This window comes from Rhodococcus sp. ENV425 (assembly GCF_002887785.1).
Classification (GTDB): Bacteria; Actinomycetota; Actinomycetes; order Mycobacteriales; family Mycobacteriaceae; genus Rhodococcus; species Rhodococcus aetherivorans.
Genome location: NZ_PCZU01000158.1, coordinates 1 through 18,296, shown reverse-complemented (window position 1 = coordinate 18,296; position 18,296 = coordinate 1). Strand labels below are relative to the sequence as shown.

The 18,296-nt window shown below is 71.4% G+C and carries 23 protein-coding genes and 1 pseudogene; 12 read left to right on the top strand and 12 right to left on the bottom strand.

Translation table 11 applies throughout. The annotated features are described in order from the left end of the window. The 3 genes and pseudogenes from CQZ88_RS30975 to CQZ88_RS13055 form a co-directional block, all read left to right on the top strand. Positions 1–210: pseudogene (locus CQZ88_RS30975) on the top strand (carboxylesterase/lipase family protein); the annotation flags it as partial. A 129-nt stretch (positions 211–339) separates the two neighbouring features. Then, positions 340–1,074, top strand: a complete 735-nt coding sequence (locus CQZ88_RS13060; protein ID WP_102799869.1) for a FadR/GntR family transcriptional regulator — start codon at positions 340–342, stop codon at positions 1,072–1,074. Then, the gene (locus CQZ88_RS13055; RefSeq protein ID WP_102799844.1) at positions 1,071–1,742 is read left to right on the top strand and encodes a sterol desaturase family protein; all 672 of its coding nucleotides are present in this window, start codon (positions 1,071–1,073) and stop codon (positions 1,740–1,742) included. Before CQZ88_RS13060 ends, CQZ88_RS13055 begins: the two co-directional genes overlap by 4 nt. Positions 1,743–1,760: 18 nt before the next feature. Here the strand turns inward: CQZ88_RS13055 and CQZ88_RS13050 are convergent, their stop codons facing one another. Further along, complete coding sequence (locus tag CQZ88_RS13050) at positions 1,761–2,504, bottom strand: IclR family transcriptional regulator (protein WP_246872541.1); 744 nt, start codon at positions 2,502–2,504, stop codon at positions 1,761–1,763. 2 nt (positions 2,505–2,506) lie between these two features. Further along, entirely contained in the window at positions 2,507–4,003 is a 1,497-nt protein-coding gene (locus CQZ88_RS13045) for an APC family permease (RefSeq protein WP_043797237.1), read from the bottom strand. Between the two features lie 201 nt (positions 4,004–4,204). Here CQZ88_RS13045 and CQZ88_RS13040 point away from each other — a divergent pair, with 201 nt between their 5' ends. From CQZ88_RS13040 to CQZ88_RS13025, 4 genes are all read left to right on the top strand, one after another. Beyond that, the gene (locus tag CQZ88_RS13040; protein WP_146034301.1) at positions 4,205–5,818 is read left to right on the top strand and encodes an FAD-dependent oxidoreductase; all 1,614 of its coding nucleotides are present in this window, start codon (positions 4,205–4,207) and stop codon (positions 5,816–5,818) included. A gap of 28 nt (positions 5,819–5,846) precedes the next feature. After that, positions 5,847–6,518 (top strand): Rid family hydrolase, encoded by a 672-nt coding sequence (locus CQZ88_RS13035; RefSeq protein ID WP_102799843.1) that lies wholly within the window; start codon positions 5,847–5,849, stop codon positions 6,516–6,518. Continuing rightward, complete coding sequence (tatA, locus tag CQZ88_RS13030) at positions 6,518–6,691, top strand: Sec-independent protein translocase subunit TatA (RefSeq protein ID WP_006940119.1); 174 nt, start codon at positions 6,518–6,520, stop codon at positions 6,689–6,691. Before CQZ88_RS13035 ends, tatA begins: the two co-directional genes overlap by 1 nt. Before the next feature lie 168 nt (positions 6,692–6,859). Beyond that, positions 6,860–7,546 (top strand): DUF998 domain-containing protein, encoded by a 687-nt coding sequence (locus tag CQZ88_RS13025; protein ID WP_102799842.1) that lies wholly within the window; start codon positions 6,860–6,862, stop codon positions 7,544–7,546. A gap of 92 nt (positions 7,547–7,638) precedes the next feature. Here the strand turns inward: CQZ88_RS13025 and CQZ88_RS13020 are convergent, their stop codons facing one another. Both CQZ88_RS13020 and CQZ88_RS13015 read right to left on the bottom strand, forming a co-directional pair. After that, on the bottom strand, positions 7,639–7,917 hold the full coding sequence (locus CQZ88_RS13020) for a GNAT family N-acetyltransferase (RefSeq protein WP_006940123.1): 279 nt from the start codon (positions 7,915–7,917) through the stop codon (positions 7,639–7,641). A gap of 174 nt (positions 7,918–8,091) precedes the next feature. Further along, the gene (locus CQZ88_RS13015; RefSeq protein WP_006940125.1) at positions 8,092–8,613 is read right to left on the bottom strand and encodes a hypothetical protein; all 522 of its coding nucleotides are present in this window, start codon (positions 8,611–8,613) and stop codon (positions 8,092–8,094) included. A gap of 128 nt (positions 8,614–8,741) precedes the next feature. Here CQZ88_RS13015 and CQZ88_RS13010 point away from each other — a divergent pair, with 128 nt between their 5' ends. Then, positions 8,742–9,059, top strand: coding sequence for a hypothetical protein (locus tag CQZ88_RS13010; RefSeq protein WP_029542865.1), 318 nt, complete (start codon positions 8,742–8,744; stop codon positions 9,057–9,059). Positions 9,060–9,080: 21 nt separating this feature from the next. Here the strand turns inward: CQZ88_RS13010 and CQZ88_RS13005 are convergent, their stop codons facing one another. From CQZ88_RS13005 to CQZ88_RS12985, 6 genes are read right to left on the bottom strand one after another with little or no spacing between them, the layout of a single operon-like run. Then, on the bottom strand, positions 9,081–9,704 hold the full coding sequence (locus tag CQZ88_RS13005; RefSeq protein WP_102799841.1) for a Type 1 glutamine amidotransferase-like domain-containing protein: 624 nt from the start codon (positions 9,702–9,704) through the stop codon (positions 9,081–9,083). Between the two features lie 11 nt (positions 9,705–9,715). Next, positions 9,716–10,600, bottom strand: coding sequence for a maleylpyruvate isomerase family mycothiol-dependent enzyme (locus tag CQZ88_RS13000; RefSeq protein ID WP_102799840.1), 885 nt, complete (start codon positions 10,598–10,600; stop codon positions 9,716–9,718). Then, positions 10,597–11,037: an HIT family protein gene (locus CQZ88_RS12995; protein WP_029542872.1), complete on the bottom strand. Its 441-nt coding sequence runs from the start codon at positions 11,035–11,037 to the stop codon at positions 10,597–10,599. The genes CQZ88_RS13000 and CQZ88_RS12995 overlap by 4 nt, the downstream gene beginning before the upstream one ends. Before the next feature lie 4 nt (positions 11,038–11,041). After that, complete coding sequence (locus tag CQZ88_RS12990; RefSeq protein ID WP_051445986.1) at positions 11,042–11,812, bottom strand: NAD-dependent deacylase; 771 nt, start codon at positions 11,810–11,812, stop codon at positions 11,042–11,044. 4 nt (positions 11,813–11,816) lie between these two features. Beyond that, positions 11,817–11,987, bottom strand: coding sequence for a hypothetical protein (locus CQZ88_RS29895; RefSeq protein WP_164528083.1), 171 nt, complete (start codon positions 11,985–11,987; stop codon positions 11,817–11,819). Beyond that, the gene (locus CQZ88_RS12985; RefSeq protein WP_006940140.1) at positions 11,984–12,349 is read right to left on the bottom strand and encodes a DUF488 domain-containing protein; all 366 of its coding nucleotides are present in this window, start codon (positions 12,347–12,349) and stop codon (positions 11,984–11,986) included. Before CQZ88_RS12985 ends, CQZ88_RS29895 begins: the two co-directional genes overlap by 4 nt. 259 nt (positions 12,350–12,608) lie before the next feature. Here CQZ88_RS12985 and CQZ88_RS12980 point away from each other — a divergent pair, with 259 nt between their 5' ends. The 4 genes from CQZ88_RS12980 to CQZ88_RS12965 all read left to right on the top strand — a co-directional run bounded on the left by CQZ88_RS12980 (position 12,609) and on the right by CQZ88_RS12965 (position 16,219). After that, positions 12,609–13,721 (top strand): Re/Si-specific NAD(P)(+) transhydrogenase subunit alpha, encoded by a 1,113-nt coding sequence (locus CQZ88_RS12980; RefSeq protein ID WP_029542877.1) that lies wholly within the window; start codon positions 12,609–12,611, stop codon positions 13,719–13,721. Then, positions 13,722–14,066 carry an NAD(P) transhydrogenase subunit alpha gene (locus tag CQZ88_RS12975; protein ID WP_006940142.1) on the top strand — a complete coding sequence of 115 codons (345 nt, stop codon included), beginning with the start codon at positions 13,722–13,724 and terminating at the stop codon, positions 14,064–14,066. Next, on the top strand, positions 14,063–15,493 hold the full coding sequence (locus CQZ88_RS12970) for an NAD(P)(+) transhydrogenase (Re/Si-specific) subunit beta (RefSeq protein ID WP_102799839.1): 1,431 nt from the start codon (positions 14,063–14,065) through the stop codon (positions 15,491–15,493). Before CQZ88_RS12975 ends, CQZ88_RS12970 begins: the two co-directional genes overlap by 4 nt. A 123-nt stretch (positions 15,494–15,616) precedes the next feature. Further along, a complete protein-coding gene (locus CQZ88_RS12965; protein ID WP_180987005.1) occupies positions 15,617–16,219 on the top strand; it encodes an NADPH-dependent FMN reductase in 603 nt (200 codons plus the stop codon). Here CQZ88_RS12965 and CQZ88_RS12960 read toward each other — a convergent pair. Then, on the bottom strand, positions 16,216–17,391 hold the full coding sequence (locus tag CQZ88_RS12960; protein WP_006940151.1) for an MFS transporter: 1,176 nt from the start codon (positions 17,389–17,391) through the stop codon (positions 16,216–16,218). The two genes, CQZ88_RS12965 and CQZ88_RS12960, sit on opposite strands and share 4 nt — an antisense overlap. A gap of 21 nt (positions 17,392–17,412) precedes the next feature. Beyond that, positions 17,413–18,296, bottom strand: an 884-nt coding sequence (locus tag CQZ88_RS12955; protein ID WP_102799837.1) for a dihydrolipoamide acetyltransferase family protein, incomplete at its 5' end; no start/stop codon positions are given.

The following is an 18,296-nucleotide window of genomic DNA, read 5'->3' as shown; positions in this document are numbered from 1 at the left end:
GCGACGGTGGTCTCGGGCCGGATCCAGCGCCGCTGGCTGGCCTTCGCGCACCACGGTGTGCCCGCCGCCCTGGACGGGTCCCGGCATTGGGCGCCGTACGACACCGGAAAGCGGATGACCCTGCTGATCGACAGCACCGACACCCTAGTCTCGGACCCCGACAGGGTGCTGCGTGAGGCTTGGGGCGACCAGGTGATGGGCTTCAGCTGATCGGGCGGCTCCGTGCGGGCCGAATGTCACATCACTTCGCTCAGATTGGCCTGCTGTGACATTCGGCCGACAGCGAACTGGTATGACCACTTGACCTCTGGCCGGGTTCCGGCCTACGGTCGGTCCGTGATGTTCGAGCCGATCGCCCGCAAGTCCGCCTCCGGCGAGGTGTACGACCAGATCGCCGCCCGGGTGCTCGGGGGCGACCTCGCCGCCGGGGCGGCGCTGCCGAGCGAGCGCAACCTGGCCGAAGCGTTCGGTGTATCGAGACCCGCTGTCCGCGAGGCGATTTCCCGGCTGTCCCACGCGGGTCTGGTGGAGGTGCGCCAGGGGGAGGCGACGTCGGTCCGCGACTTCCGCACCCAGGCCGGTCCGGAGCTGCTCCCGCGGCTGCTCGTGCGCGACGGCCGGCCCGACTGGGACGTCGTCCGCAGCGTCCTCGAGGCCCGACGCCTCCTCGGCCGTCAGGTTGCCCGGCTCGCCGCCGCCCGCGCGACGGACGAGACGGAACCCCGGTTGCGCGACGCCGTGGCGCGGCTCGCGACGGGAGAGGACCCCGTCGCGCTGCAGGTCGCCGCCCTCGAATTCTGGGAACGCGTCGTCGACGCGGCCGACTCCCTCGCGTTCCGGTTGATCTTCAACAGCCTGCGCAACGCCTACGAACCGGCCATGACCGCGATGGCCGGTGTCCTGGTCGCCGAAGTCGGCCGCACCGACCTCTACGAACGGCTCGCCGGCGCGATCATCGCCCACGACGAGGACGGCGCCGAACGCGCCGCCGGGGAACTGCTCGACCTGGGCACGTCGGCCCTGACGACCGCCATCGACCATGCGGAACACGCAGATGCGAGGAGCCGAGCATGAGCACCGATCGGACCGAACGGCGTAGCCGTCGCACCTCGATCGGCCTGCGGGACGCCGCCGCCGAGTTCGCCCGGCACCCGTCGCCGTGGATGATCGGCGCGATGCTCGCCGCCGCGAGCGTCGCGCGGGTTCTCCGCGGCGACTGGCAGATCTCCGACGCCCTGGTCCCACTGGTCGCCCTGCTGGTGTTCCCGCTGGTGGAATGGGTCATCCACGTCGGCATCCTGCACTGGCGGCCGCGCCGGATCGCCGGGCTGACGCTGGATTCGCTGTTGGCCCGCAAGCACCGCGAGCACCACTGCGACCCGCGCGACGTGCCGCTGATCTTCATTCCCTGGCAGACCCTGGTGTGGCTGCTGCCGGTTCTCGTCGCCGGCGCATGGCTGGTCTTCCCCAGGGCCGGCCTGGCACTGACGTTCCTGGTGACCGTGGGCGTCCTGGGCCTGAGCTACGAATGGACGCACTACCTCATCCACACGGACTACCGCCCGGACTCGCGGCCCTACCGCGCGGTGTGGCGCCACCATCGGCACCACCATTTCAAGAACGAGCACTACTGGTTCACCGTCACCACCGCGGGCACCGCCGACCGGATTCTCGGCACCGAACCGGACCCGGCCTCGGTCGAGACGTCGCCGACCGCCCGGAATCTGCACGCGTCCCGCTGACCCGGTGCGTGGACCCGCTCACGTGCGTCGCGCTGTGCCGGGCAGCCGCAGGCGCCCGGCGAACTCGTGGAGCAGATCGATCAGATCCCGATCGTCGGTGCGGATGCGCCCGGTACCGCCGATCGCCGCGAGGCATCCCACGATCGCGGCGCCGTCGTCGCGCACCGGGACGGCGACCGCGGTGCGTCCCTGACGCAATTCGTCCTGCTCGACGGACACGTCGAGGCTCCGGATGCGACTCAGCTCGATCGCGAGCCGGTCGAGCTCGACGATCGTGCGCGGCCCCACTTTCGGCAGGGTTGTGCCGGGGACGAGATGGGGGCGGTCGGCGAGAAGCAGCTTCCCGATCGCGGACGCGTGCAGGTGCCGGGTCAACGACGACTCGCCCAGCAGCTCGTGGTCCGGGTCGCGATCCACCAGCCGGATCCGGTCCCGTTCGTAGGAGGCCAGATACACCCCGTGCCGCACCTGGGCGCGCAGATCCTCGAGCACCTCGGCCACCGGCCACGTCTCCACGTGCGGTGTTGCCGCCAGCTCCTGCGTCCGTCGGCCGAGCGCGAAACCCGACAGGTCGTGCACCCGCACCAGATAGCCGTCGGCGACGAGGAGGTTGAGCAGCCGGTACGCGGTCGCCGGCGGGATGCGGGTGAGCCGGGCCAGATCCTTGGCCGTCGCGCCCGAACCCAGCTGAGCTACCGCCTCGAGCAGGGCCAGCGCACGCTGCACGGCCGTCGGCTCCCGGCCGGTGACCTCGCGCGCCACCGTCAGAGATCCCGATGCGGGCCGCGGTCGGCACGCACCAGGGTCATCGCGCCGAGCCGGTCGGGTGCGAAGACCCCGGCGCCCGGCAGCACGTCCGCGGATTCCGCGCTGTCGAACACCCCGATCGCCGTCGCAGCGCGTGGCGTCCGCCGCCGGAGCAGGAGGTACCACAGGGGTCCCGCGGCGAGCAGCAGCAGGGGGACGGCCACCACGGCGGGATCGACCGCGACGATGCCGGAGCCGACGACGCAGCCGAGCAGCAGCGCGCCGCCCGCGGCCGCAGCACCACCGACGAGGGTCGAGCCGCGGGTCTGCTCGCCGATTCTGGTCAGGAAGCGCAGGGAGGCGACGGCCACCAGGACGTACGCGACGAGCACCGCGACGCGTACCGCGTGCTGAAGCCCCGCGACGAGATGCGGAGCCCCGGCCTTGGCGACGGCGATCGTGAGCGCCACCAGCCCGGCCGCGGCGACGGCACGGTACGGCGTGCGGTACATCCGGTGCACCGCGGCCAGGGGCCGGGGGAGCACCCGCTCGATCCCCATCGTGTACCCCAGTCGCGAAACCGCGTTGACCGATGCCATCGAGGACGCCAGCCACGAGCAGGTCAATCCGAGATGCAGCGCCACGACGACGGCGACCGGCACGCCGGAGTCGGTGCCGTGGCGATACGCGTCGATCACCGTCCCGCCGCGGCCACCCCAGACCGCCAGGGCCGCGAGGACGCAGAGCGCCCCGCAGATCACCGGTGTCCAGAGCACGGTGCGGGTGACCGTCACCAACGGTCGCCGGGCCTCGGGTGCCAGGAAGGTGGCGCTCTCGAATCCGGCGAGCGCGAACACGGCGGTGAGCGCCAGGACCACGAGTTCGCCGGCGCCGCCGCCGGGGGGTTCCGCGACCGGTGTGGGCACGGCCGGCACGAGGAACAGCGTGAGGATGAACGCGAGCGAGCACGCCTCCACCAGCAGGATCGCGTGGACCGCGAATCTGATCCCGCGGACCACGCACGCGCCGATCACGCAGGCCAGCACGAGATACAACGGCAGTGCGGGAACGGAGACGCCGGCCCCGTGGGCGACTGCCAGGATCGACTGCCCCCCGTGGTAGAGGGTGAGCCCGGCACTGCCGAGGTACTTCACCGCCAGCGCGGCACCACCGCCGAGCGCGGCGCGCGGGCCGAGTCCCTGCGCGACGAACGTGTACGGGCCGCCGGCGGCGGCGAGGCGGCGGGTGAAGGCCGCGAAGCATCCGGCCACCGCGCCCAGCAGGACCGTCGTCGCCGCCACGGTGAGCAGGCCTGCGAGCATCGACTGCCCGGCCACGATCGCGGTCGTCAGGACGACCATCGACGCGGCGGGCGCCGTGGTGGCGACCGACTGCGCGAGGACCTCGATGCCGGACAGCCGGCGCCGGCCGAGGGCTCGTAGCGGCGACAAGGCCGGTCGTTCCGGCTCACGCGCCGTGAAGGACTGCGTGATCGCGTCGGAGAGTGCGGACATGGCACGCGAAGCTATCGGCCCGGTGTTTCCGGTCTGTTTCCGGGGGAAGTCGAACGGGCGCACCGGGATCGAGAATTCGGGTCCGCGGCGGACCGTCGTTCTCGAGCGCCGGTCCGCAAGACGTTGCGCGTGCGAGACATCCCCGCATCCCGCTCTTCCCACCATAGGTGCCGAGCCGATCGGGACGGTCGGTGTTGCACGATGGGAGCAGTCACTGTGGCAGTTACACGTAGGTCTTTCATGAAAGGACTCGGCGTCACGGGCGGCGCCGGCCTGATGTACGGCGCGATGTCCACGATCGGCCTCGCGCCCGCAACGGCGTCGACGCCGGCTTTCCGGGCGCCGGCGCGCAGCGACCTGATCGGCCGGGTGGACGGGCATCATTCGGTCGTCGTCCTCGGCGGCGGCCCGGCCGGATTGTGCGCCGCCTACGAATTGGGGAAGGCCGGGTACGACGTCACGGTGCTGGAGGCTCGGCGTCGGCCCGGTGGCCGGGTCTGGTCCGTGCGCGCCGGAACGGAGGAGACGGACCTGAACGGCGAGAAGCAGGTCTGCACCTTCGCCGACGGGCACTACTTCAACCTCGGTGCCACCCGCATCCCGCAGAGCCACGTGACGATGGACTACTGCCGCGAACTGGGGGTGGAACTGCAGGCGTTCGGCAACCAGAACGCCAACACCTTCGTGCACTACTCGAGCGACACGGCGTTGTCCGACCGGTCCATCACGTATCGGGCGGCGAAGGCCGACACGTACGGGTACATGTCGGAGCTGTTGCAGAAGGCGGCCTCCCGCGGCGCACTCGACGACGTGCTCACCCAGGCCGACAAGGACGCGCTGTCCGAGTTCCTCAGCGACTTCGGCGACCTGTCCGGCGACGGACGATACGTCGGGTCGACCCGACGCGGGTACACCTCCGAGCCCGGCGCCGGTCTGGACTTCGGCACGCACGAGCCGCCCTTCGCGATGACGGACGTGATCCGCGGCGGCATCGGCCGCAACTTCAGCTTCGACTTCGGCTACGACCAGGCGATGATGATGTTCACCCCGGTCGGGGGCATGGACCGCATCTACTACGCGTTCGAGGACCGCATCGGTACCGACAGGATCGAATACGGGTCGGAGGTGACGGCCCTGCAGAACACGACCGAGGGGGTGCGGGTGGAATACACCCGCGACGGTGCGCCGCGGGTGGTGGACGCCGACTTCGCGATCTGCACCATCCCGCCGCACCTGGTGACGCGGCTGAACCACAACCTGCCCGCCGACGTCGTGCACGCACTCGGCGCGGCCGAGCCCAGCTCGTCGGGCAAGCTCGGCATCGAGTACACGCGCCGCTGGTGGGAACTCGAGGACCGGATCTACGGCGGTGCCAGCAACACCGACAAGGACATCTCCCAGATCATGTTCCCCTACGACCACTACAACTCGGACCGCGGCGTGGTCGTCGGCTACTACTCCTCGGGCAAGAGGCACCTCGGTTTCGAATCGCTCACGCACAAGCAGAGATTGGCCAAGGCGATCGCGGAGGGGGCAGAGATCCACGGCGACAAGTACACCCGCGACATTGCCTCGTCGTTCTCGGGCAGCTGGCGCCGCACCCGGTACTCGGAGTCGGCCTGGGCATCGTGGCAGGGTGCCGGGGGTTCCCACGGGGGAGAGGCAACCCCCGAATACACCCTGCTGCTCGACCCGGTGCAGAACGTCTACTTCGCCGGCGACCACCTGTCCAACGCGATCGCCTGGCAACACGGTGCGTTCACCTCCGCACGCGCCGTGGTCACGTCGCTGCACGAGCGTGTCGCCGCATCCTGACATCCCCATCCCGGACAAGGAGAGATCCATGAACAAGCGTGCCGCCCGAACCGTTCTCGCGGCCCTGGTCCTGCCCGTCGTCGGCGCCTCGACCGTGGCGTGCTCGTCCACGGACGCGGAGGCCGGCTCGGCACCGCCCGTGCTCGTGCAGTCGGTGCTGCCGGTCGGGGAGGCCAACCCGATGATCGCCGAGGGCGTGGGCATCGGCGCCGACGCCGCCGTGTACAAGACCAGCGGAATCGGGCCGTCGGCCGCGAACACCGCCGCGCCGCAGGGGTCCCCGGAGTCCTACATCGACACCGCGACCTTCGCGGGCGGTGTCCTCCCGGCCGGGGTGACGGTCACCGAGGCGCAGGGCATCAATGTGCTCCGCAAGATCCGCGACAATCTCGAGGCTCAGGGGCTCGGTCTGGCGGACGTGACCACGATGCGGGTCTTCCTCGACAACGCCCCGGGGACGGATCGCGCCGACTACGCCGGATGGAACCGGGCGTACCGCCAGTTCTTCGCGAACACCAACCTCGAGACCGGCGACACCGAGCTGGTGCCGATGGGGACCGCCGAGCCCGCCGCGCCGCTCGAACGCAACCCGGCTCGCCCGAGCCGATTCGCGCTGGAGGTGGCGAGTCTGCCGGTGGCCGGGTGGCTCGTCGAAGTGGAGGTCGACGCCGTCTTCCCCGAGGGGAAGGGACCCCGCTGATGGGAGCACTCAGTCCCGCCCACTGGGCGATCATTGCCCTCGTGGTGCTGGTGTTGTTCGGATCCAAGCGGCTGCCCGAGGCCGCACGGGGCCTCGGGCGGTCGATGCGAATCCTGAAGACGGAAGTGGGTGAGTTGCATACGGACACCGGCGACGCGCCACGGGAGCTGTGAACGCGTGGGCCTGCGCCGCGGCGCAGGCCCACGGGCCGCGTCCGCCGGGCGATGGGTCGAAGTTCCCATCCCGGGGCGGGCCGAATGGGCAATCCTTCCGATGCCGGTCACCGTCGGTGCTCCTAACGTCCTCTGCGACGGCAGATTCGGACTCGGTCAGGAGCGGTCATGAGCGCACACGTCGGCGTCGGACCCGGTACGCGGCTGGTTCGGGGACGTGCCGCCGCACTCGCCGGGATCGTCGCGCCCCTCCTCTTCACCGTGGTGGTGCTGGCGCAGCAGGCAGCCCGGCGGGACGAGTACAGCCCGACCGCGGAAACGATCAGTGCGCTCGAAGCCGGCCCGAACGGCTGGATCCAGCAGTTCAACTTCGTCGTGTTCGGACTCCTGCTGCTGATCTTCACCGTCGCCGTGCACCGGGGACCGGCGGCCGACCGGACGGGCGCCCTCGGCCCGGTGCTGATCGGTCTCGCCGGCGTCGGCGCACTGCTCGCGGCGGTGTTCCCGCTGCGGGAGGACGCAGCGGGGGTCACCTACGACCCGGGCTACCACTTCGTCTCGGGCTTCACGTTCTTCTCGTGCATCGCGCTCGGCCTGGTCGTGACGTCGCGCCGTCTCGCACGCGACGGGCGGTTCCCGGCGCTGTCGCGCTACGTGCTCGGTGCGGGACTCGTCGCCGCGGCCGGCGTGCCGCTCATGGTCGTGCTGGTGCTGCCCGACGACGCGCCCCTGCACGATGTCGCGGGTCTCGTGCAGCGGGGCATTCTCTGGTTGGTCGTCTTCCCCGCGCTCGTCGCGCTGGGCCTTCGCCTGCGCGCCGGGGGTGCGCCCACCGGGCAGGCCGGCGCCCGCTGAGCGAGGCGGGCGCCTCCGCGCTGTTAGAGGCGGGCGCCTCCGTGCCGATCGAGGCGGCGCCTCCGTGCTGATAGAGGCGGCGCCTCGGCGAGTCAGTTCCGGTATTCGGGGTTCGCGTCGAGGAACTGCGCGACGTACCAGCACGAGGCCGCGATCTTCAGGCCCTCCGAACGGGTGGCGTCGAGGGCGTGGCGGACCACCTCGGCGGCGAGCCCGTGACCGCGGAACCGGGGCTGGGTGACGGTGTGGTCGAAGTCGCGCACACCGTCCGAGTCGGTGTAGTCGGCGAACGCGGCGAGGGTGTCGCCGGTGTACAACGCGAATCGGGACTGCTCGGCGTGATGTTCGATGCGGTGCTCGTCGTTGGTCACGCCAACGACCCTACCGGCCGTCGCGCCGGCGGGGGGATCCGCCCGCGGCGGCGGTAATGCGCGCGGCGCGGGCCGCGATGTTCCTGTTGTGGACCTGTGTCGAGGGCGGGCCCCGCGTGACGTGAGCGGTGACGTGGTGGTGGTGACGCGATGCAGTCGACAGTGGCGACGGACTCAGGCGGGGACCGGGCCGGCCGGCGGGTGGGCGGCGCGGACGGCGTCGACGAACGCGGACTTGCGGGTCAGGTAGCGGTCCCGGAACTCGTCGAGGTCGTCGGTTCCGTCGCTCGAGACGGCGGTGAGGTATCCGAAGAGGGCGACGGCGGCGGCGAGCACCGGATCGGGAGCGGACAGCCGCATCTCGTTGACGATCGCGTCGAGGTCGACGATGCCGCGGGCGACCGAGCGCAGGTGCAGGTCGTCGGATTGCAGGGCCTCGGTGAGGTCGGCCTCGGCGAGGGCGGAGTGATCCGCCTCGAACAGGTGGTTGTAGACGCTGTCGGCGGCGTGCAGGAAGCGAACCTGCAGCGCGCGATCGGCCGCCCGCAGGGGAGCGGCCACGGCGGCGTTCCGTCGCGGGGGTCGCGCGCCGATCCGGGTGGCGAGGACGCCGAGGAGCACGCCGGCCGTGAGTCCCACCGGTACGGCCCACCAGGGTGCCGCACCGCTCGTGAGCAGGTCGGTCAGTGTCTCCACCGTACGGATCCTAACAGCGGAAGTCACATCAGTCTCACCAGTCACTCTGTTATCGAATCGTTCCGGCTGCGCGATCGGGTGGTTGTCGCAGGTCACTAACGTCAACGGTCGTTCGAAGGAGGTGCCGTATGACCGCATCCGCGCTGACGGACGCGAAACTCGTCCGCGCGTTGTCCGACGAATTCCTTTCGCGGCGAGTCGATTACAACGCGCTGGAGCGCCTTCATCACGGGGACGTGGCGGACTGGGCCGCCGCGGCGAGCAGGTTCGCGGCGCTGTCGGACGAGGAGGAACGGCACCTCGCCCTGCGCTGGCGGGACAATCCCCGGGAACTTCTCGACATCCTGCTCGCGCGGGCCGACGAGGTCACCGCCCGCCGGTGCCGCACGGCCTGGGTCTCCCTCGACCGGTTCGCGCCGTTCGTGCGCGCGAGCAGCGGGCCGTGACCACGGCACCGGCACGGGGCCTCAGGACTCGTCCACGACGATCACCTCGTCATCGCCGAGTGCCCGGAACGGCAGCCGCTCGCGAGTGAGGAAGTCCAGCGTCCGCGCGACGCCCGCGTCGGCGAGGGGCGAGTCCCCGGCGTGCGGGACGATCGCGTAGTCCACCCACCCGAGACCGTCCCAGCGGGCCGGGACCCCGCAGACCGCGTCGACCTCGCCGGGATCGTCGGAGAATTCGAGACCGCGCAGGGACGGCGTCACGAGGCACGCCCCTGCGCTGTATCCAGCGTAGGCCAGCGCACCGGAACGGACCAGGTCCGTGAGGATCTCGTCGCCCCCGCACAGGGCGAGCCGCGCGCGCAGCACGAACGTGTTGCCGCCGCGCACCCACAACGCTCCGAACGGGGACAGCGCCGCCCGCAGGCCGTCGGGGGCGCCGACATGGTCCCGCAGATCCACCTCGGTGGGTTCGTATCCGAGCGCACGCAGCGGCGCCAGCTCGCTCGCCACCGCCGAGTCCCGGGCCCGGGACGGCCATGCGTCGGCCGCGTTCGCGATCACCGCGATCGGGCACGGCCCCCGCGTGACTCCGAGGAGCAACCCGGGATCCGTGCCGAACCGGTACGACGACAGGAACAGCCGCACGAAGCCGCCGATCAGATCGTGAAGGCGAGGTGGTCGACGATCCGCCGGCCCACCGTCGTGTCGCCGCCGAGGGTGATCTCGTCGAGACGGTCGAACGCGTGCGTGCGGCCGCCGGCGAGCCGCACGAACAGCCGCGAATCCATAGCTACGGTGCTCGTCGCCGGACCGGACAGGGCCGGCACCACCGCGGCCCGGCCGTCCACCTCGACGTGGAGGGTGCGGGCCAGCGGGCCGCTCAGCTCGAACGTGATCCGCGCCCCGTCGGGAGCCTTGCCGCGCTTGCCGACGACGTACGCGAGCGCCCCGAAGATCTCCGCGGCTGCGAGCTCGGCCCGGGCGCCGCCCTCGTCGCCGGGCACGCCGAGCGCGTCGCGGAGGTCGAGTTCGTGCATCCAGCAGTCGAAGACGCGGATGCGCATGAAACGGCCGTAGGTGGCCTGCCCCACCGGGGTCATCGCCGGTTCGTCGAAGTCCTTCTGGGTCATGGCCCCGAGTTGCTCCCGCCGGCGCGCGACGATCTCCCGGTACCGCGCGAGCACCTCGTCGCCGGGCGTGCCGCGGAGGGACTCGATCCACCGTTCGTTGAAGGCGCCGATCTCGTTGCGGACGTGGCCGAGGGCGTGCACGTCGATCTCGACGTGCGGCGCCTCGATGCCGGCGAGCATCGACTCGGTCCCGATCAGGTGTGCCGTGATGTCCTTGACCGTCCACCCGGGCAGCGAGGTGGGCGTGTACCAGGTGTCCCCGTGTACGTCGGCGAGCAGTTCGTCGATGACCCCGAACTGCTCGAGCAGCAGCGCGCGGATCGGCTCGACCGGGAACTCCGGCGCGGCGTCCGTGTCCGGCCCGGTGGTGCCGCCGGGCGTGGTGTTTCCGTGTGTCTTTCCGTGTGTCACAGTGCGTCCTCCGCTTCGAGACGGGCCAGGCCGGCGCGGATCGCCGCGCCGGTGGCCTCCGGGTCGTGGGGCCGGCGCCGCAGCAGTCCCGCCGCGAGGCGCAGCTTGTCGCCGCGCCACCGCGGCAGCACGTGCAGATGCGCGTGGAAGACGGTCTGGAAGGCGGACCGGCCGTCGTTGAACACCAGGTTGGCGCCGTCCGCGGCGAAATCCGAGCGTTGCACGCCCCGGGCGATGCGCTGCCCGGCCCGGAACAGCGCGGCGCCGTGCTCGGGATCGAGGTCGTCGAGCCGGGGCGCGTGAACCCGCGGCACCACCAGCGTGTGCCCGCGGGCGATCGGCCGGATGTCGAGGAAGGCCACCACGTCGTCGTCCTCGTACACCCGCACGGCGGGAGCGTCGCCGCGGACTATGGCGCAGAACACACAGGAGCTCACCCGCTCACTGTAGGCGGGGCGTCTGCTCCGCGGCGACCGCTGCGACGAGTTGCGGCAGGCCCACCGCGGCGGTGGTGCGCCACACCTCGTCCACCCGGTCGGACAGGTCGGTCTGCTCGGGGTTGACCTCGACGACGGGGATACCGTGCCGGCGGGCCAGCGAGGGCAGGCCGGCGGCCGGATAGACGATCCCCGACGTGCCGACTACGAACACCACGTCTGCGGTCAGCACGGAGGCGGTGGCCGCCTCCCACGGTCCGGCCGGCAGCGGCTCGCCGAACCACACCACCCCGGGCCGCACGTCGCCGCCGCACGCGCCGCAGGCCGGTGGATCGAGACGGGCGACCGGCTCGGTGGGGGCCTCGGGCAGGTCGGCGGGGGTGCCGCACTCGGCGCACCGCGGCGAGAACAGGCTGCCGTGCAGATGCGAGAGCACGGGGCTGCCGGCCCGCTCGTGCAGGTCGTCGACGTTCTGCGTGACGATCGACAGGTCCACGGTGCGCCCCCAGCGGGCCAGCGCCCGATGCCCGGCGTTCGGCTGCACTCGTCGGACCAGGGCCACGCGCCACTGGTACCAGGCCCACACCGACGCGGGATCGCGGTCCCACGCCTCCGGTGTCGCCAGATCGGCCGGGTCGAAGTGCTCCCACAGGCCGGTCTGCGCGTCGCGGAACGTCGGCACGCCGCTTTCGGCGGACATTCCGGCGCCCGTGAGCACGGCGACCCGTCGTGCGGGCCGGGCCAGATCGAGGATCCGCGCGGGGGGAGTGGGCATCGGGTCAGGGTAGGGGGCCGGGGCCGGACTCGTCCGTACTCTCCTCGTCGTGCCGGAGGACGGCGCCGCACCGTGGGCACGGGGCCTCCGGTTCCTCGAGGAAGAAGCCGCAGTCGGGGCAGACCCGGTGCATCCAGCACACGGGGTCGCCGCCGGCGGCGGGCACGTCGTTCACCGCGCACCCCGCATCCGCTCCGCGAGGACGGCGGCGCCACTGTGCTCGAGGTCCCGGGTGGCGGTGAGCAGGACGACGGACCGGCCGTCGGCCAAGTCGTCGAGGCGCGCCAGGGCTGCACGCGCGTCCGGGCCGTCCAGTTCGGCGAGGTACCGGTCGCGGAACTCGGCGAACTGCGAGGCGTCGTGCGAGTACCACTTGCGCAGCCCGGTCGACGGCGCCAGGTCCTTGGCCCAGTCGTCGTGATGGAACGCGTCCTTGCGCAGCCCCCGCGGCCACAGCCGGTCGACGAACACCCGGAACGCCTCCTCGTCTCCCGGATGGTCGTACACGCGCTCGACGACGACGCTGCGACGTGCCATGGACTCGCCCCTCCTCCCTCACCGCGGATACGGCAGAATTGTGAAGTGAACTACCTCACATTCTGGCATCGTTCGACTGTTCGGACTCGATTCAGACGAAACCCAGCGGTTGCGCCCCTGTCCGGGGCGGGGTACGTCTGACTAGGCTCATCGCCCATCGTGCACGGCCCGAGTCGGCCGCTCGTCGCACATGACCCGCCGCTCATCGCGGTGAGGTGCCGATTCAACGCAGGAGTCGAAAACTTTGGAAACCGAGGATATGGGTACGGGACGTGCGGTGACAGCGCGACCCACCGTCGGCGTCGTTCGGGAAACCAACGACGGCGAGCGGCGGGTCGCGCTGGTGCCGATGATCGTCCCGTCGTTGATCAAGAAGGGGCTCGACGTGGTCGTCGAGTCCGGGGCCGGGCTCGGTGCGCTGATCCCGGACGAGGCCTACGTCGAGGCCGGGGCGCGGATCGGGGATGCGTGGTCGGCGGATGTGGTGCTCAAGGTGGCGCCGCCGTCGGATGCGGAGGTCGCCCGGATGCGGTCGGGGCAGGCGCTGATCGGGTTCCTCGCCCCGCGCAACGCCGAGAACCAGATCGGGGCGCTGGCCGCCGCCGGGGTGCAGGCGTTCGCCGTCGAGTCGATCCCGCGGATCTCCCGGGCGCAGGTGATGGACGCGCTGTCGTCGCAGGCGAACGTCGCCGGGTACAAGTCGGTGCTGGTCGCCGCGACGGAGTCGACGCGGTTCTTCCCGATGCTCACCACCGCCGCGGGCACGGTCAAGCCGGCGACGGTGCTGGTGCTCGGCGTGGGGGTGGCCGGGTTGCAGGCGCTGGCCACGGCCAAGCGCCTGGGCGGGCGCGCCACCGGCTACGACGTGCGTCCGGAGGTCGCCGACCAGGTGCGGTCGGTCGGTGCGCAGTGGCTCGATCTCGGCATCGACGCCGCCGGTGAGGGCGGCTACGCCCGCGAACTCACCGCCGACGAGCGCGCGCAGCAGCAGGCGGCGCTCGAGGAGGCCATCAAGGGCTTCGACGTGGTGATCACCACCGCGCTGGTGCCGGGCCGGCCCGCGCCGCGGCTGGTCACCGCCGCCGCCGTGGAGGGCATGAAGCCCGGCTCGGTGGTGGTGGATCTGGCCGGCGAGACCGGCGGCAACTGCGAGCTGACCGAACCCGGACGCACGGTGGTCAAGCACGGCGTGACCATCTGCTCGCCGCTGAATCTGCCCGCGACCATGCCCGAGCACGCCTCGCAGCTGTATTCGAAGAACGTCGTGGCCCTGCTCGAGCTGATGCTCGACGAGTCCGGTGCCCTGGCGCCGGACTTCTCGGACGAGATCCTCGACGGCGCGTGCGTGACCCGCTCGAAGGAGAACGTCTAGATGTATACCGAACTGTTGGCGAACATCGCGATCCTGGTCCTGGCCGGGTTCGTGGGCTTCGCCGTGATCTCGAAGGTGCCCAACACCTTGCACACCCCGCTGATGTCGGGCACCAACGCCATCCACGGCATCGTGGTGCTCGGTGCGCTGGTGGTCTTCGGTCACCTGCCGGCCGGCGCGCCGTGGAGCATCAAGGTCATCCTGTTCGTCGCGCTGGTGTTCGGCACGCTGAACGTCGTCGGTGGCTTCGTCGTCACCGACCGCATGCTCGCGATGTTCAAGCCCAAGAAGCGGGTGCCGGTGTCGGCCGCCCCGGCGGAGCAGAAGGGAGCCGACGCGAAATGAGCTACCTCGTCTCCGTCCTGTACATCGTCGCGTTCGCGATGTTCATCTACGGTCTGATGGGCCTGACCGGCCCGAAGACCGCGGTCCGCGGCAACTACATCGCCGCGGTCGGCATGGCCGTGGCGGTGCTCGCCGTGCTGATCGACATCCGCGACACCGACAACTGGAGCTGGATCGTCGCCGGCCTGGTCGTCGGTGTCGTCCTGGGCGTCCCGCCGGCGCTGCGCACGAAGATGACGGCGATGCCGCAGCTGGTGGCGCTGTTCAACGGCGTCGGTGGCGGCACCGTCGCGCTGATCGCGTGGGCGGAGTTCCTCGACTCGGACGGCTTCACCACCCTCGCCGAGGAACCGACGGTGCCCGTGGTGGTCGGCTCGCTGTTCGCCGCGATCGTCGGCTCGGTGTCGTTCTGGGGTTCGCTGGTGGCGTTCGCCAAGCTGCAGGAGCTGCTGAACAAGAACCTCGAGCGCCGCCTCGTCGGCGCGGCCAAGGCCTTCCAGCTGGCGAACATCGTGCTCGCGCTCGCGGCGATCGCGCTCGCCGTGTACATCGGACTCGCGGCCGACCCGGGAGGCGACCCGACCTCGGCGATGTGGATCGTGGCGCTGCTCGTCGTGGCCGGGCTGATGGGCCTGTTCGTGGTGCTGCCGATCGGCGGCGCCGACATGCCGGTGGTCATCTCGCTGCTCAACGCCCTGACCGGCCTGTCGGCCGCGGCGGCCGGCCTGGCGCTGAACAACCAGGCGATGATCGTCGCCGGCATGATCGTCGGTGCGTCGGGTTCGATCCTGACCAACCTGATGGCCAAGGCGATGAACCGGTCCATCCCGGCGATCGTGTTCGGCTCGTTCGGCGGCGACGGCGGTGCCGGTGCGGTGGCGGGCGGGGCCGGCGGCACCGTCAAGGCGACCTCCGCCTCCGATGCCGCGGTCCAGATGGCCTACGCCAACCAGGTCATCGTGGTGCCCGGGTACGGGCTGGCGGTGGCGCAGGCGCAGCACGCGGTCAAGGAGATGGCGGCGCTGCTCGAGGAGAAGGGCGTGGAGGTCAAGTACGCCATCCACCCGGTCGCCGGCCGGATGCCCGGGCACATGAACGTCCTGCTCGCCGAGGCCGAGGTGCCGTACGAGGCGCTCAAGGAGATGGACGACATCAACGGCGAGTTCTCCCGCACCGACGTCACCGTCGTCATCGGCGCCAACGACGTCACCAACCCCGCCGCCCGGCAGGATTCGTCCAGCCCGATCTACGGCATGCCCATCCTCAACGTCGACCAGTCCAAGTCGGTCATCGTGCTCAAACGCTCGATGAGCTCCGGCTACGCCGGCATCGACAACCCGCTGTTCACCGCCGACCACACCTCCATGCTCTTCGGCGACGCGAAGAAGATGGTCTCCGAGGTCACCGAGGAACTCAAGGCGCTGTAGGGAGTTCGACGAACCGGGGCGTCCGCACGGAACACCGTGCGGGCGCCCCGCTCGTGTGCGACCGTCGGAGGTGGCAGGCGGGCTGTGCCCCGGCCCGTGGCACCGACGGAAAGGACGCGTCCCGTGACCGAGCACTCAGGGACCGAGCACCCAGGGACCGAGAGGACGTACAGGGTCGGCTACTTCGTCGGCAGCCTGTCGTCCACCTCGATCAACCGTATCCTCGCGAAGGCGTTGATCCGGCTCGCCCCGCACGACCTCGAATTCGTCGAGATCGCCATCCGGGCCCTGCCGCTCTACAGCCCCGACTACGACGCGAACTACCCGCCGGAGGGGGCCGCGCTCAAGGACGCGATCGCCGCTGTGGATGCGGTGCTGTTCGTCTCACCCGAGTACAACCGGTCGATTCCCGGGGCGCTGAAGAACGCCATCGACTGGGCGTCGCGCCCGTGGGGGCAGAACTCGTTCGATCACATCCCGGCCGCCGTGATCGGCGCCTCCATCGGCGCGATCGGCACCGCCGTGGGCCAGCAGAGCCTGCGCGCCGTGCTGAGCTTCTGCAACGCGCGGCAGATGACGTCGCCCGAGGCGTACATCCATTACACGCCCGAGGTCTTCGGGGACGACGGCACCGTCCACAACTCGGGCACCGAGGACTTCCTCCGCAACTACATGCGCGAGTTCCGCGACCACGTCGTGCGGGTCCTGACCGTCCTCCCGCGCTAGCGGCCGTCCACGCGCGCGAGCGTGCGACGGGTCCGCTCACCGACGGAGCCGGCGAGGGCTGCGGCGGCGAGCACACATGCCAACGGCACCGTCATCGCCGCGGTGAGCGACGTCGCCTCCGAGAGCCAGCCGATGGTGGCGGGCCCCGCCAGGAACCCGATGTATCCCATGCCGACGACACGGGACATGTTGCGGCCCGGGGCGCCGGCGTCGATGTTCCCGGCTGCGCTGAAGATCTGCGGCACGGCGCCGGACAGGCCCAGCCCGAACAGCGCCCATCCGGCGAGCGTCGTGGGCAGCCACGGGGAGGCGACGACCGTGCCCATCCCGGCCCCCGCCAGCAGCGTGCCGTACCGGACCACGGCCACGGCGCCGATGCGGGCGCTGACGCGGTCCGCCACGAAGCGGCCGAGCGTCATCGTCGTGGAGAACGCGCCGAAGGCCAGCGCCGCGACCGCATCCGGGCTGCCCAGGTGTTCCTTGACCTGCAGGGCGCTCCAGTCGTTGGCGACGCCCTCGCTGAGCATCAGCATGAACGCGAGCCCGCCGAGCAGCAGCACCCGGCGGGAGTATCCGCCGCGCGGGCCGGCCTCGCGCGGGTGCTCGACCCAGGGCACCCGCACGAGGTGCGGCGCCGAGACCGCGACGACGAGCGCGCCGACGAGGCCGGCGCCGCCGAGGGCGACGGCCGGGGCGAGCCCCGTCGCCAGGGCGGCCGCCCCGACCAGCGACCCGGCGACCCCGCCGACCGAGAACAGGCCGTGGAACGCGGCCATGATCGGCCGCCGGTAGCGTTGCTCGACCGCCACGGCCTGCGAGTTCATCGACACGTCCAGGGCGCCGTTCGCGAACCCGAACACCGCGAGCGCCACGCCCAGCTGCCACGCCGCGCCGGCCAGGCCGGGGCCGAGGGTCGCCACCGCCAGCAGGACCGCCGCGGCGACGGTGGTGCGGTCGCTGCCGAACCGGTCGGCGAGCGGACCGGTGGCCTGCATTCCGGCGATCGCCCCGGCCGCGAGGACCAGCAGCAGGGAACCCAGCGTGGCGTGGTCGATGCCGACGCGCTCCTCGATCGCGGGGATGTGCACCACCCACATCGCGAGCAGGAACCCGTTGACGCCGAAGGTGGCGAACACGGCCGCGCGGGCGCGGCGAAGATCCTGAGCGGTCACGTGTCCCGACGCTACCGCCCGTCAGATACCGGCGAGCAGTTCCGGCACCGGGTCGGTGAGGATCGCCCCGATCTCGGCCAGCGCCCGCGCTGCCTGCTCGCCGTCGACGAGACGATGGTCGAACGACAGCGACAGCGTCGTCACCTGCCGGACGGCGAGTTCGCCGTCGACCACCCACGGTCGCGGGGTGACGGCACCGAGCGCGAGGATCGCCGTCTCCCCGGGATTGAGGATGGGGGTGCCGGTGTCGACGCCGAACACGCCGATGTTGGTGATCGAGACCGTGCCGCCGGTCAGGTCGGCCGGGGTGGCCCGGCCGGAGCGGGCGGTCTCCGCGGCGTGGGCGATGGCGCCGGCGAGGTCCGGCAGCGACATGCGGTCGGCGTCGCGGATCACCGGCACCATCAGGCCCGAGTCGGTGGCGGTCGCGATGCCCAGGTTGACGTAGTGGCGGGTGACGATCTCCCGGTGCTCCTCGTCCCAGGCCGCGTTGAGGACGGGCTGGTGCTCGAGCGTCCGCAGCAGCGCCTTGGCCACCACGGTGAGCAGCGTCGGGTGACGGCCCTCGAAGGCGGCCGCGCCGCGCAACCGGGCGACGAGGTCGACCGTGGCGGTGACGTCGCAGGTGAGGAACACGGTCACGTGCGGGGCGGTGAAGGCGCTGCGCGCCACCGCGGCGGCGGTACGTCTGCGGATCCCGTGGATCGGGGTCCGGGTCTCGCGATCCGATCCTGTTGCCGCCGTAGCGGATCCGCGTTCCTCCGCGGCGCGTCGGACGTCCGGGACGGTGATCGCCCCGCCCGTGCCGGTTCCCGTCACCTCGGTGAGATCCACGCCGAGGAGCCGGGCCTCGCGGCGCGCCGACGGTTTCGCATCGGGGCGGTGCCGCTCCCCGGGCGGTGGGG